We start from the raw sequence: 14,235 nt of genomic DNA, 5'->3' as shown, positions 1-14,235 counted from the left end.
AGGACTGTCATGTCGATCGCGCAACACACCACTTGGCAACAACGCTTAGAAGCTTATTATTATCTGTGTCGTTTTGATAAACCAGTTGGGACAGAATTGGTTTTATGGCCGACCATGTGGGCATTATGGATTGCTGCAGAAGGTATCCCCGATATTGTGACACTGGTTGCAATGGTCTTGGGGACAATTTTTATGCGCGCAGCTGGTTGTGCGATCAATGATTTTGCTGATCGCAAAGTAGATGCACATGTGGAACGAACTAAAAATCGCCCTCTGGCTACTGGGGTGATCTCAGCCAAAGAAGCGATTTGGGTGTTCATTGGTTTGGTGGCCGCCAGTGCGTGTACTTTATTTTTCTTACCGATCGCAACTTTTTACTGTGCGCTTGTAGGATTAGTCCTCGCCTTTATTTATCCCTTTATGAAGCGTTATACCCATTTACCACAAGTGGTCTTAGGGATGGCATTTTCTTGGGGTATTCCAATGTCATTTACCGCAATGGGAAAACCTTTAGATTGGACCTGTTGGTTGCTTTATTTTGGCAATTTAGCATGGACGGTGGCATATGATACCCAATATGCAATTACAGATCGTGAATATGATTTAAAAATTGGCGTGAAATCAACTGCCATTCTTTTTGGAAAATACGATATTCAGATCATCTCTTTATTGCAATTGACCAGTATATTGTTAATTGGTACAGCATTGTATTTAGAAAATATATTGATTCCATTTGGCTTGATTGCATTGTTATTAGTTGTTGCAGATTTTATTTATCAATGGACAAAAACCAAAGCGCGCGATCCACAACTATGCTTTTGGGCATTTAGACATAACCGTTGGGTTGGTTTAATCATTTTTGTTGGTATTTTTATTGCATTATTTTGAATTTAAATTATTAAAATAAACCACTTTTGAAATTTCATCTGTATTTATAATAATACGAAATATTGATGAAATTTCACGAGATAAAGAAAAATAATAATTTATAAATGTGAGATATTCCTCTGTTTTATTAAAAAATATTGTAGCAAGACGCATTTATTTATGCTTAATTAAGGGTGAACACGGAGCTGTTCAAACAATAAAAAATTGAGGAATTTTTAATGAGAATATTATTTAAACGGACGTTATTGGCAATTACTTGTGGTTCAGCGTTATTTTTAACTGCGTGTAATGATGATGATGACAAGGATAACTGGGGTTCAAATAAAAATTATGTGTCTGAAAGTGCATATAATTTAGAGGTGCTGAATGAAGCAGCGTCGATCAAAGTCATGACCTATAATATGCCGAACGTACTCGGAAAAATAAAAAAAGAATCAGCATTGGTTTTTATGCCCAAAACTAAACAGCCTGCTGATGGTTGGAAGGTTGTGGTTTGGGTGCATGGTACGGTTGGTAATGGTGATGGTTGTGCACCGAGTAGAAATGTAATCAATGAACGATTTAAAGTGATGGTAAAGAGCCTTTTAGCAGAGGGCTATGTCGTAATTGGGCCTGATTATGAAGGTTTGGGAACACCCGGCATGCATCCGTATTTAAATCTAAAAAGTGAAGCAACTTCAGCAATTTATGCCATGAAAGCGTATAAAGAGCGCTATGGTAATCAGATCAATGGTCAATGGATGTCCGTGGGGCAATCTCAGGGCGGACAAGCGTCTTTAGGTACGGCCGAGTATGCTAATAGCGATGCCAATTTTAAAGGTGCTGTGGCAGGCGCGCCAGCCTCAAGTTTGGGGCTGATTATTTCTGATATTGCTCCTAAAGCAATTCAAGGACTACTTAAAGATGGGAAGGTGGATGCTGCGACTGAGGTTTCTGCTACGTTATTGACCTATGCGTCTTATACTACGGCTGGTGTGACTGCTTATGAACCTAAGTTTAACTATCGAGAGTTGTATAAAGAGCGTTCAAGAGATATTGCAGCATTAGCTGAAGGTTCAACAGGTGAAAACGGTTTATGTTTTCTCGATATGCAGAAGAAATTTATTGACGATATTAAAGACTATCTCAAGAACAATAGTGGTAAAACCGTTTTAGATTATCCAGGCTTAGTTAATAATTTCCAAGAAAATCCGACGGTGAAAAAATTCTTAGTCGATAATCAACCAGCAACGAAAAAAATTAATAGTCCTGTGATGATTATTCAGGGAACTGCTGATACTTCAGTTCCTTATGACGTTACATTTAAATTACAAGAAGATTTAAAAGCGATGGGAACAGATGTTACTTTTGTTCGTGCGGATGGTGCGTTGCATTCCGATGCGATAGTTCAAAAGAACGCTGATTTAGTTAATTTTATTAAAAAGCATATGCCAACAACCAAATAATGGTTTTAACAGAATCATAAGTCATTTGCTTTTCTTAGCAGTTCAATTGAGAGTAACAATCTACAAAAAGCAGAGTTTTAATTAAAGCTCTGCTTTTTTATATTTATATATGGCTATTTTAGAATTTTATCGAAGATTTGATTGGCTTTTGATTAAGGCTATTTATATAAAGCATCATATTTATTTATCTCAAGTGCATTCGAGATGACAGCTTCTTAGGGTATTTCTATGCTCCATAATAATGTACTTGGTTGTAACTCTTAGGTTGGTTTATGACATTTGTTGGAATTTTATTGCTTTGCTTTAAGTGAATTTAAATTAAAGCTAAGCATTTATATCTATGTGTTATTTTACTCTTTGGTTAAAAGTATCCTAGCAAGATGCTTTTTTTTATGCTTAATTAGTGGTGAACGAGGATCTGTTCAAACAATAAAAACTGAGGACTTAGTAATGAAAGCAATATTTAAACGGACATTATTGGCAATAACCTGCGGTTCAGCATTATTTTTAACCGCATGTAATGATGACGATAATAACTGGAATAACTGGGGGTCAAATAAGAATTATGTGTCTGAAAACACATATAATTCTGATGTAATCAATGAGGCCGCATCAGTCAAAGTCATGACCTATAATATGCCTAATGTACTCAATGAAACCAAGAAAGCTACAGCAATGGTTTTTATTCCCAAAACGGCACGACCTGCAGATGGTTGGAAAGTTGTGGTTTGGGAGCATGGCACGGTTGGTGTTGGTGATAGTTGCGCACCAAGTCGAAATAAGTTTAACCCACGATTTAAAAATATGGCGCAAAGCCTGTTAAATGAAGGTTATGTGATTATTGCTCCTGATTATGAAGGCTTGGGCACACCGGGTATGCATCCGTATTTAAATCTAAAGAGTGAAGCTAACTCAGCGATTTATGCAGTGAAAGCATATAAAGAGCGTTATGGTAATCAGATCAATGGTCAATGGATGTCTGTCGGCCAATCTCAGGGTGGGCATGGTTCTTTAGGAACTGCTGAGTTTTCCAATACCGACTCTAACTATAAAGGGGCTGTCGCAGGCGCACCTGCCTCAAGTTTGGGTTATATTATTTCTGTCGTTGCGCCACAAGCAATTCGAGATATCCTTCAAAAAGAACAAGCTGGAACAGCTCCAGTGGGTACTGCTGTTGAAGTTTATGCTGAATTATTGGCATATGCTGCTTATACTACAGTTGGTGTGACTGCTTATGAACCTAAATTTAATTATCGAGAAGTTTTCAAAGATCGTTCAAAAAATATTGCAGAATTTGCGGAAGGTTCAACGGGTGAAAATGGCTTATGTCTAGATGAATTGCATAATAAATTTGCCGATGATATCCGTGATTATATTGTTAAGAATGGCGGAAAAACTGTTTTAGACTATCCTGGATTAGTCGATAATTTCCAAGAAAATCCGACAGTAAAAAAATTCTTAGCTGAGAACCAACCTGCAACCAAAAAAATTAATAGTCCTGTGATGATTATCCAGGGGACTGCTGATATGGCAGTACCTTATCCTGTGACGGAAGGATTGCAACAACGTTTAAAAGATATGGGTACAGATGTAACGTTCTTACCTGTGAAAGATGCCAGCCATACTCAAGCGATTGTTGAAAAAAATCCTGAATTGGTTGCCTTTATTAAAAAGCATATGCCAACCACAAAATAATGGTTTTAAGAAAAGCATGCAGTCTTTTGCTTTTCTTGGCGGTTAAATAGAGCGTGGTAAGTAAAAAAGCAGAGCTTCAATTCAAGCTCTGCTTTTTTATCTCAATGTATGGCCGTTTGTACATTTTTGACTGAAGATCTAACTGGTTTTTTACCAAATGAAAGGTGATTAAAGAAAATATTGAGTAAAACTGCCGCTATACATGTCGCGCTTATTCCTGAATGAAATAAAGTTTGGAATACTTTGGGAAAGGCATGAAAGAAATCAGGGCTGATTAAAGGAATTAAGCCGACACAGATCGACACAGCAACAATGATAAGATTGGATTGGGTTTGATAATCCACTTTAGATAATGTACGAATACCGCTTGCTGCAACGCTACCAAATAAAACAATACCTGCGCCACCTAAAACAGGCATCGGAATCGCAGCAATTAAGCGTCCGAAAATTGGTAATAAACCCAGTACAACTAAAATAGCACCACCTGTTGCTACCACAAAACGACTTTTAACACCTGAAATGGCAACCAGTCCTACGTTTTGAACAAAAGCACATTGCATAAATGAACCAAATAATGGCGCAATCGCAGAAGATAGCATGTCTGCTCTTAAACCATCTGCCAAACGATGACTATCCATTTTTGTATCAACAATTTCACCAATCGCTAAAAGGCTGGCTGTTGTTTCAGTAAGGATTACGATGGTCACGATACACATGGTTAAGATCGCGGACATTTCAAAGCTGGGTAGACCAAAAGCAAATAGATGTGGGAAAGCAAATAAATCACCATTGGCCACTTTTGAAAAGTTGGCAACACCAAGCAGGATGGTAAAAATTGCACCAACAATAATTGAGATGAGTACGCCTAGGCGCGCCATTGTAGCTGAACCAAAGCGACTCACCACAAGTAGTACGCCGAGGGTAAAGGCTGCAATCCCTATATTTTCTAGGGAGCCCCATTCGGGTGCTTTAGGGTTACCGCCCATAATCCAGCGGATTGCAACAGGTAAAAGTGAAATCCCGATAATGGTAATAATTGAACCCGTCACAATCGGTGGAAAGAAACGCACTATTTTTGAGAAAAAGGGGGTAATCAATATCCCGAAAATAGAACTGACAATCACAGCACCGAAAATCGTTTGAATATTTCCCCCAGTTGTACCAATCGCGATCATGCTTGCGACAGCAGCAAATGAAGTGCCTTGTACAATTGGAAGTTTTGCACCAAACCACTTTAGTCCAAGCGTTTGTAGTAATGTTGCCAAACCACCCACAAGAATAGATGCCGTAATTAATAAGGCAATTTCAGCTGCATTTAGACCAATCGCCGTACCTACGACCAAAGGTGCCGCAATCAGACCACCATACATGGTGAGTACATGCTGTAAACCAAATGTCAGGTTCTTTCCCGCACTTAAAACTTCATCTTCAGGCTGAATTTTTTTAATTTCAGTATTCATCTTAAAACCTTTATGACTTTGCGATCCCTGCATTACAAAGAGCAATTTATATGCCAAATGGTCAATAACTGTGAGCAAAGTGCTTTAAGTGAAAGCTAAAACTTATGTGTTTGAGATTGATATTTAAATTATTTCTTTGTGCAAAGCCGATTATTTTATGGTGGATAAAGCTTAGCGTGTTTAGATTGGCGCGATTCTAAAACGAAGCACTAGGCTTCTTTCATCTGTCCTTTTTTAAAGCATAGATTAAGATAAAGCACCCTCATCCTCATCTTCTTCAAAGGGGAGGAGAAGCTTTTAATAGCGATATGATTCACACAACATGATCATTTATTTTAGCTTTTATGCAGTTGTGCTTGATGGGTTTGAGAATAGATAAAAAATTGTGCTGTACCTACAGCAAGTACACATGAGGCAAGTATAAATTGCTGATGATAGGAGACACCCCAATGTTGCAAGCTACTAAAACAGATTCCACCAACCAATTGGGTTACGGCAAAAGCTAATGTCGCTATGCTCCATAGTTTTTTATAGGCCACATGATAAAGGTGTAAAATGGTATATGAAGTAAGGAAAACCACAGCAGGATTAAGCAAACCAGTAAAAAAGGATGAGGTATAGGTAAGGATTGGATGGGTTGAAAAAATAGCAATAAAGATTGCCAAGACATATAGGCTATATAATATTTTTAATGCGGTAAAATTGCCAAATTTTCGTGCCAGTAAGTAAGCACTGATTGCACCTAAGGCACTGCCTGAACCATACAAAATCCAATTCAAGTTAATAAGATATAGATTAAGATGCAGGGTGTTTTTAAGATAATCAATCCAAAACAATGAGTGGGGAACATAGGCAAAAGCGCTTGAAGCATAGACAATCAGCAAACTAAAATACATACCATTGACTGCCCCCGTTTGATTGTTTGTTACGCTGATATGATCTAGATGATCTTTAAACAGATTGAGTAAATAAACAATGATCAAACAAATAACAGCAGAGAATACAAATAAAATCATCCATGCAGATTGTGTGTTGATTCTGTCGAGATAAGGCAAAAACAGGGTTGCCAATAATACCCCAATGCCAATACCACTAAAGCCAATGAAGTTGATGGTTAAACGTTCTTCAGGTTTGCTGCAATGTGCAACGATACTGGGTGCTAGAATCATCAATAAGCCACCACTGATGCCAGAAATGACACGCCAAAAGACATACCAGCTTTCGGGAAGACCTGAAAAAGCACAACTGAGTAAACTCACCGTTCCAGAAAATGCCGCCAAAATGATATATCGAGGCATGGTAAAGTTTTGAGGCAGTTTCATTGCACAAAATGCACCAATTAAATACCCCAACAAATTTGCACTGCTTAATATACTGGCAAAACTGGAGTCCCAATGATAAGCAAGACGGGTAGAGGGCAATAATGCAGTATAGGAAAATCGGAGAATGCCAATGCCTAAACACATACACAGGCATAGAAAGATACTCAGCTGAATTTTATTCGATCCGATCTTGGTCATTGTGCAGATTATCCATTTTCCGTTAATTCACCTTAAGGTGAATTTAAAAAAATGACAATAAATAATCAGTATTTAGTTTGGGAATAATCAGTGCTTATTCACATAACTTAACCAGTTGGTAAAATCGAAGCTTACTCTGCGATAAGTATGATTAATATGATGGGCTCAGTCTGTTTAGATTATTGAACAATTATGAATTAAACGTGATTTAGAACAGATTGACCCATCGACAAGCAAATTTCGTAAGGATTAAGCCTATAGATTATAGATTGGCATCTACAGGGTCTCCGATCGTATAGTAATGTCCACCTGCAACATGATGTAGGCTTTTCCATTCAGCGCCAACTTCATGGTAATACCAGTGACCATTGCGAAATACACGATCATCCGCATACGCAGCGACGACTTTGCCTATAAATAAATCATGGCTTTGTTGATTATGCGGTTCAGGAATCAGTTCACATATCAACCATGCAGCGCAGCCTTCAACCGCAGGGAGCTGAAATCCCTCAAATTGGAAAAGTGGCGTATGGCAGTGTGAGAGTTTTTCAGGATCATTAAACTGACTGATTGAGCCTAATTGTTGTACCAGTTTAAGTTGTTTAAGTGTCGGTACTTGTAGGATGAAATGCCCTGACTTTTCAACTAATTCACGAGTTTTTGTACTTTTATCTAAAACCACACTCACTTTGGCAGGCACAAGTTCTAAGGCACAAGCCCAAGCTGCTGCCATGACATTTTTTTCGTTTTCATACTGGGCTGAGACAAGCACGGTTGGACCGTGATTTAACAGGCGATAAGCCTTAGAAAGTTCAACAGTTTGGATATGTGAATTCATGAGATGGCCTATATTCTGGGTGTTAGTCTTTATTTGTATAAGCTTATACAAAAAATTCATGAGTGCGCTAAAGTCATGTTTTTATTATTAATAGTGCATGTTGAGAAAACAACACTTAAATATCAAAAAATGCTAAAGACTATTGGATATTTCACAATAAGCTTATAATAAAACGATCAAAACTATTGGAACTCGAATGAACTATACGCTCATTTTGAATATTGTCATATTCATTGCCTTGATCATACTGCTGATGCAAACCAGAAAGACAGATTGGAGTCTTGCTAAAAAAGTGTTTGCCGGTTTATGTTTAGGTGTGGTATTTGGGCTAGGATTACATTGGGTTTATGGTACAAATTCTGAAATTTTAACTGAGTCTATTCAATGGTTTAATATCGTTGGAAATGGTTATGTTAAGCTTTTGCAAATGGTGGTGATGCCATTAGTGCTGGTCTCGATCCTGAGTGCTGTGATTAAGTTACATAATGCATCCTCATTAGGCAAGATTAGTATTTTTAGTATTGGTACATTATTAATCACCACGTTTATTGCCGCTTTGGTTGGCATGTTTGTGGTCAATCTATTTGGATTAAGTGCAGCTGGTCTTGTACAGGGGACACAGGAAACAGCACGTCTTGAAGCAATTCAATCAGAATATATTGGTAAAGTCACAGACTTAAATGTACCTGATTTTATTTTATCTTTTTTGCCGACAAATCCATTTGCTGAACTCACTGGGGCACATCCAACCTCAATCATTAGTGTGGTGATCTTTGCTACGATGCTCGGTTTGGCCGGGCTTAACCTGATCAGAGATGATGCCGAAAAAGGCCAACGTATCGTCACTGCAATTGATACTTTGCAAGCGTGGGTGATGAAGTTAGTTCGATTGGTGATGACGCTTACACCTTATGGTGTATTTGCCTTGATTACAAAAGTTGTGGCAAGTTCTAAAGCCGCTGACATTGTTAATCTCGGTGGTTTCTTGGTTGCCTCTTATCTGGGTCTAGCTATCATGTTTGCAGTACATGCAATTGTATTGCTGCTGACAGGCGTTAATCCAATCCGATTCTTTAAAAAGGTTTTACCTGTATTAACCTTTGCTTTTACCAGCCGTTCGAGTGCGGCAAGTATTCCATTAAATATTGAAGCACAAACTCGCCGTTTGGGTGTGCCTGAGTCTATTGCCAGCTTTTCTGCTTCATTTGGTACAACGATTGGGCAAAATGGTTGTGCGGGTTTATATCCAGCAATGCTTGCGGTGATGGTTGCCCCAACAGTGGGGATTAATCCACTTGATCCGATCTGGATTTTAACTTTAGCTTGCGTGGTGACTTTAAGTTCAATTGGCGTTGCAGGTGTCGGTGGTGGTGCAACCTTTGCTGCACTGATTGTTTTACCGATTATGGGTTTACCTGTGACTTTGGTGGCTTTGCTGATTTCCATTGAACCTTTGATTGATATGGGGCGTACTGCGTTAAATGTTGATGGTTCGATGACTGCAGGTGTTGTGACCAGTCAATTGATGGGGCAGACAGATCAAAGCATCTTGCTTTCAGATGAGAGAGAAGAGTTAAAACATAGTTAACCCTTTTTTCTATATTATTTAAATGCCATAAAAAACACCTAAATTACATTTAGGTGTTTTTTTTCAACTAAAGTTTATCAAACATACTCTGATTCATTAAACGCTGATTCATTAAAACAAGGCAAAGTATTCACGACTATAAATAGCAGTTTATCACGATCACATTTCTGATAAATATGATGGCCTGCTGGCGCTAAAATGTTCTACTTTGCTGCTTGGTTGCACTCAGCCAATTCTTTTGAATTTTTTGTCCAAATTTTTCCAGCAGAATTTTTATAGAAGGTGATTTTCCCAATTCGGGAGACCAAACTTTGACATGAGTCTATTGAAAGTTGATTGCCCCAAGGACCAGACATCCGACATACAGTACCATCGCATTTCCAAACCACATTAGGGCCATTCTCTATCGGTACGGTAACTGTCCCTTTATGTGTGCTTCCAGCAATCCAAATGGTATCGGCTGCAAAAGTCAGTGGAGAACATAGGATTAGACTACTTATAACGACGCTTCGGAGTTTTATGCTTATTTTCATCGTGCTTATTCCATAATTATTGATCTAGGAAAGGTTATAAACTTCAAATGAATCTATAAAACAGGTGTATTTTGAATGGTCAATACGATCAAGCTAGAGTTTTAACTGTAACCATTTTAAAACATAGACTGTATCTGTAATCATTTTTAGTATCACTTAGAATAGATTAAAATGAGGAGTTTTGACAATGAAAATGTACCAAGTTGATGCTTTTACACAACAATTGTTTAAGGGCAATCCTGCTGCTGTATTGGTCTTAGATGACTGGCTGGATGATGCTTTGATGCAAAATATTGCCTTAGAAAATAATTTGGCAGAAACTGCTTTTGTAAAACGCATTGATGATGAAAATTATCAAATTCGCTGGTTTACCCCACAGGTTGAAGTCGATTTTTGTGGACATGCAACCTTAGCTTCAGCTTTCGTTTTATTTAAAGATTATACCCAAGCGAAGACGATTCATTTTCATGTTAAAGATTTGGGTATTTTTATCATCCAGCAAGCTGAGGATGGAAAGATCCAGATGAATTTCCCGATTCGTCAGCCGCAAAAAGTGATCGATTATCCAGAATTATTGAATCATGTCTTTGATCAGCCTTTTAAAGAAGTCTACCTCAATGCGCAAGCTTATATTCTAGTTTGTGAATCTGCACAAGACGTGATAAATGCAACACCAAACTTACCCAATATCCGAAAAATTGCAGAACAATATCATGTGAGTACCGCATTAACTGCGGAGTCTGCAGGCTATGATGTGACCATTACCGCAGCTTCAAACGATTATGATTATGTGGCTCGCTATTTTGCCCCGCATAAAGGGATAGATGAAGATCCTGTAACAGGTTCAATGCATACTGGTTTAGCGCCTTTATGGGCTGAAAAGCTGGGTAAAACACAACTTATCGGTTATCAAGCATCAGCGCGCGGTGGAAAATTGTTTTGTGATATTCAGGACGGTCAACGTATCGAAATTTCAGGCTATGCACAGTTATTTATGCAAGCTGAGATTTTTATTTAAATTGATTTTAAGCTAGACATGTTCAAATCATTACAAAAGCCGTTGAAATAAACGGCTCTTTTTTCAAAACTTTACTATAAATTTTGTTCAGAATTTCTTAAGATGTTTAGCTTATAACTGTTTAAAATTTAAAAAATTCTGGATTCTCCTATGCTCATGCAGTTGAAAAAACTCACCTTGTCGCTTTGTATTCTTGGTTTTAGTGCGTCTAGTTTTGCTCAAGCCATCCTTGTTAAATCTGAACATAATATCGAAGAATATAAGCTAGAGAATGGCTTTAGAGTTTTACTTGCACCGAATGATAAAGAAAGTAAAGTCTTTATGAATACGGTTTATTTGACTGGTTCATTAAATGATCCACAAGGCAAAGGTGGTCTTGCACATTTACTTGAACATTTAGCCTTTAAAGGCACACAAGATGTAAAAGGCGAAGAATTTCAACGCCGTTTAGATCAATATACTTTAATGACCAATGCCAGTACCGATTATTATTCGACTAAATATACCAATATTGTACGTCCAGACCAGAATACCTTAAACGAAGTGATTTATTTAGAGTCACAACGTATGGACAAATTGGTGCTTCAAGAACAATTCGTTCCTTCAGAAATCAATATTGTGATGCGTGAACGCGAAGTGCGTATGGATCAGCCTTTTGCTGTGCTGATGGATCAAATGTGGAAAGCAGCCTATGGCAACAAGTCATTAGGTCGTTTACCGATTGGTGATCTTGCTGAACTACAGTCAATTAAAATGAATGAATTGAACAAATTCTATAAAGACTGGTATGCACCGAATAATGCAGTGATGGTGATTGCAGGTAAATTTGATAAAGCAGAAGTTTTAAAAGCAATTGATAAAAACTTTAGTGCGATTGCTGCACGTAAGATTCCTGAACAAGCAACAGTGCCTGTACTTGATTCTTCAACCATAAAAAATCGTAATTTTGTGGTGAAAAAGGGCAGTGATCTTGCCAAATTCAATATTTATATGAATGGTAAGAATGAAAAAATTCAGCCGGTATTAGCACTTGCGCCATATTTATATACCTTACAACCGAGTGGTCATCTATATTCAAGTATGGTGGAAACTGGCGTCGCGACCAATGTCCAGTCGACAACATGGTTAGATGATGATTTTAACTTGGTGTTTATGGGGGCGATTTATGCGCCAAACCATGATGCTCAAAAAATTGACAGTGCGTTGATTGCCGGTGTAGAAAAGAATAAAAGTTTTGATGATGTTGAATTAAAACGGGTTAAAAATCTGATCCAGAATGCCAATGAGAGTTTATTGACCAGTGCGGCTGCTGTCGGTGGTATGTTGAGTGATTATGTGGTGTCATCGCATGGCAATTGGGCACAATATTTTAAAGATCAACAGGCCATTCAAAAGTTAAGCGTAGCTGAAACTAATTCAACTTTAAAAGCATTTTTAACTGAGCAGCACCGTTTTAATGGTGATATTCAACCGACACCTGAAGATCAGAAAAAGGCCTTGGAGCAAAAGCAAGCTGCTGAAAAACCAAAAACTTTAGATCAACAAGCTGCTGCTGTAGAACCTTTAAAAGATGTCAGTGTTTATCAAGCTGAAGTTGCTCAATATGTTGAAAAATCCAAACAATATTTAACTGCAACAGAGAAAAAGATTCAACGTGGCACTTTAAAAAATGGGATGAAGTATGCCTTATTCCCGACCTCGACACGTGATGATAAAACCTATGCAACCATAGAGGTTAATTTTGGTACAGCTGAATCTTTAATGAATAAGGCACAAATCCTCGATTTTACGGCTTATTTATTATTACGTGCTTCTGAGCAATATAGCTTACAGAACATTGCAGATAAAACTATTGAAGCAAGTGGTGGAGCAACTGCGACTGCATCGGATAACGGGATTACTATTCAAATTTCAGCGAAAAAAGAAAAATTTGAAGAGTTTTTCAAATATATCGTGTCGGTGATGAAGAGCCCTAAATTTGAACAATCGCAATTTGATTTAATTAAATTACAAAGCTTATCTAGTTTGGATCGACCATATACTGAGCCTGAAACAGTATCCTCTTTAACCATTGCACGCTTACTTGAAACCTATCAGCCGGGTGATTTACGTTATCATTTTGAACCAGAACTGGCTAAACAACAGATTCAAGCAGCAACCAACCAACAAGTTGTCGATTTATATAAAACATACTTTGCAATGGACCATGCCTTTATTTCTATCACTGGGCAATATGATGCAAAACCGATCAAGAAGTTACTTGAGCAACAATTTGGAAATTGGTCAGCTAAACAACCTTATCAGCGTCTATCAACAGAATTTACCACTTATAAAGCGCAGAAAGTGCATGCCCTTTCAGAACAACGTGAGTTTGGTAGTTATCAAGCTTTGCAGACTTTGCCTGTAGGTGTAGACAATAAAGATGCCGCAGCATTGATTGTCTTTAGCTATATTTTGGGCGACTCGCAATTGTCTTCACGTTTAGGACAAGAGCTTCGTGAAAAAAATGCGTTGGTTTATGGTTTTGGTAGTCAATTAAACTTGGACTCTTTTAATGAAGCAGGTGCATTGTCGATCGAAGCCAATTACACAGCAGGAAAATCTGCTGAAGTATCGCAAGTGGTGCGTAAAGTGCTGAATGACTTATTAGCGACTGGAGTAACCAGTCAGGAGTTGGAAGCGGCTAAAGCCAATATCATGAAGCAACGTGTGACGTCTTTAGAAGATGAACGTGTGATTCATCGTATGTTAAACAGCCAGCTTGAACGCAATAAGAAAATGGATAGTCGTGCTTTAAGAGATCAAGAGTTTGCTCAACTGACCAAAGCGGATGTGGATGCTGTGATTAAGAAGTATATTAAACCTGATCAATTGGTTGAAGTGATGGCTGACCAATATGGTCAAGCTCAGAAAAATGTAAATTGATGATTTAAATTATTGAATCACTCAAGAAAAGCCATACATTTGTATGGCTTTTTGTTTTATAACGATACAAGATCAATAAAAATGAGCCATGGTAATGCCAATGCTTGGAAATTTACTGAGTATCTGGGAACAACAATTAGAACAGTTTATTCCTAGTCCTGACTTAATGAAGCCGATATCTATGCTGATCAAGCACATGATCAATCGAGAGCTTTGGATATAGATTATGATTCAGGTATTCCACATGTACACGATTGGGAAAGAAGTGCTACAGGTAAGCCTATTAGAGGTACTGGAAGACCTTATGACCCTGATAAAGATAAAT

Annotated in this window: 11 protein-coding genes; 7 read left to right on the top strand and 4 right to left on the bottom strand. The window is 37.9% G+C overall.

The annotated features are described in order from the left end of the window. The first annotated feature begins 9 nt into the window (after window positions 1-9). From ubiA to FY049_RS13575, 3 genes are all read left to right on the top strand, one after another. Complete coding sequence (gene ubiA / locus FY049_RS13585) at window positions 10-888, top strand: 4-hydroxybenzoate octaprenyltransferase (RefSeq protein WP_446083850.1); 879 nt, start codon at window positions 10-12, stop codon at window positions 886-888. 218 nt (window positions 889-1,106) lie between these two features. Further along, window positions 1,107-2,333 (top strand): alpha/beta hydrolase family protein, encoded by a 1,227-nt coding sequence (locus tag FY049_RS13580; RefSeq protein ID WP_446083849.1) that lies wholly within the window; start codon window positions 1,107-1,109, stop codon window positions 2,331-2,333. A gap of 450 nt (window positions 2,334-2,783) precedes the next feature. Next, on the top strand, window positions 2,784-4,028 hold the full coding sequence (locus FY049_RS13575) for an alpha/beta hydrolase family protein (RefSeq protein WP_335955351.1): 1,245 nt from the start codon (window positions 2,784-2,786) through the stop codon (window positions 4,026-4,028). Between the two features lie 101 nt (window positions 4,029-4,129). On the opposite strand, the gene FY049_RS13570 is transcribed toward FY049_RS13575, so the two are convergent. From FY049_RS13570 to FY049_RS13560, 3 genes are all read right to left on the bottom strand, one after another. After that, window positions 4,130-5,488, bottom strand: coding sequence for a nucleobase:cation symporter-2 family protein (locus FY049_RS13570; protein WP_446083848.1), 1,359 nt, complete (start codon window positions 5,486-5,488; stop codon window positions 4,130-4,132). Window positions 5,489-5,823: 335 nt separating this feature from the next. Next, window positions 5,824-7,008, bottom strand: coding sequence for a YbfB/YjiJ family MFS transporter (locus FY049_RS13565; RefSeq protein WP_446083847.1), 1,185 nt, complete (start codon window positions 7,006-7,008; stop codon window positions 5,824-5,826). A gap of 262 nt (window positions 7,009-7,270) precedes the next feature. Then, window positions 7,271-7,846: a flavin reductase family protein gene (locus tag FY049_RS13560; RefSeq protein WP_105714505.1), complete on the bottom strand. Its 576-nt coding sequence runs from the start codon at window positions 7,844-7,846 to the stop codon at window positions 7,271-7,273. A 196-nt stretch (window positions 7,847-8,042) separates the two neighbouring features. On the opposite strand from FY049_RS13560, the gene FY049_RS13555 reads away from it, so the two are divergent. After that, window positions 8,043-9,434, top strand: a complete 1,392-nt coding sequence (locus FY049_RS13555; protein WP_446083846.1) for an L-cystine transporter — start codon at window positions 8,043-8,045, stop codon at window positions 9,432-9,434. Window positions 9,435-9,637: 203 nt separating this feature from the next. Here the strand turns inward: FY049_RS13555 and FY049_RS13550 are convergent, their stop codons facing one another. Continuing rightward, window positions 9,638-9,967 (bottom strand): hypothetical protein, encoded by a 330-nt coding sequence (locus FY049_RS13550; protein WP_004721915.1) that lies wholly within the window; start codon window positions 9,965-9,967, stop codon window positions 9,638-9,640. A 187-nt stretch (window positions 9,968-10,154) separates the two neighbouring features. On the opposite strand from FY049_RS13550, the gene FY049_RS13545 reads away from it, so the two are divergent. The 3 genes from FY049_RS13545 to FY049_RS13535 all read left to right on the top strand — a co-directional run bounded on the left by FY049_RS13545 (window position 10,155) and on the right by FY049_RS13535 (window position 14,133). Next, window positions 10,155-10,985, top strand: coding sequence for a PhzF family phenazine biosynthesis protein (locus FY049_RS13545; protein ID WP_056516034.1), 831 nt, complete (start codon window positions 10,155-10,157; stop codon window positions 10,983-10,985). Window positions 10,986-11,135: 150 nt separating this feature from the next. Further along, a complete protein-coding gene (locus tag FY049_RS13540; RefSeq protein WP_446083845.1) occupies window positions 11,136-13,910 on the top strand; it encodes a M16 family metallopeptidase in 2,775 nt (924 codons plus the stop codon). 100 nt (window positions 13,911-14,010) lie between these two features. After that, on the top strand, window positions 14,011-14,133 hold the full coding sequence (locus FY049_RS13535) for a hypothetical protein (RefSeq protein ID WP_446083844.1): 123 nt from the start codon (window positions 14,011-14,013) through the stop codon (window positions 14,131-14,133). The last annotated feature ends 102 nt before the right edge of the window (window positions 14,134-14,235 follow it).

The sequence above is a fragment of the Acinetobacter sp. 1125_18A genome (genome assembly GCF_052824985.1).
This window is presented reverse-complemented; position numbering and strand designations above follow the sequence as displayed.

Bases quoted from the DNA above. Each gene is read 5' to 3' on its own strand.
- FY049_RS13565 (WP_446083847.1), bottom strand. From the start codon at position 7,008: ATGACCAAGATCGGATCGAATAAAATTCAGCTGAGTATCTTTCTATGC.
- ubiA (WP_446083850.1), top strand. From the start codon at position 10: ATGTCGATCGCGCAACACACCACTTGGCAACAACGCTTAGAAGCTTAT.
- FY049_RS13545 (WP_056516034.1), top strand. From the start codon at position 10,155: ATGAAAATGTACCAAGTTGATGCTTTTACACAACAATTGTTTAAGGGC.
- FY049_RS13560 (WP_105714505.1), bottom strand. From the start codon at position 7,846: ATGAATTCACATATCCAAACTGTTGAACTTTCTAAGGCTTATCGCCTG.
- FY049_RS13535 (WP_446083844.1), top strand. From the start codon at position 14,011: ATGCTTGGAAATTTACTGAGTATCTGGGAACAACAATTAGAACAGTTT.
- FY049_RS13555 (WP_446083846.1), top strand. From the start codon at position 8,043: ATGAACTATACGCTCATTTTGAATATTGTCATATTCATTGCCTTGATC.
- FY049_RS13550 (WP_004721915.1), bottom strand. From the start codon at position 9,967: ATGAAAATAAGCATAAAACTCCGAAGCGTCGTTATAAGTAGTCTAATC.
- FY049_RS13540 (WP_446083845.1), top strand. From the start codon at position 11,136: ATGCTCATGCAGTTGAAAAAACTCACCTTGTCGCTTTGTATTCTTGGT.
- FY049_RS13575 (WP_335955351.1), top strand. From the start codon at position 2,784: ATGAAAGCAATATTTAAACGGACATTATTGGCAATAACCTGCGGTTCA.
- FY049_RS13580 (WP_446083849.1), top strand. From the start codon at position 1,107: ATGAGAATATTATTTAAACGGACGTTATTGGCAATTACTTGTGGTTCA.
- FY049_RS13570 (WP_446083848.1), bottom strand. From the start codon at position 5,488: ATGAATACTGAAATTAAAAAAATTCAGCCTGAAGATGAAGTTTTAAGT.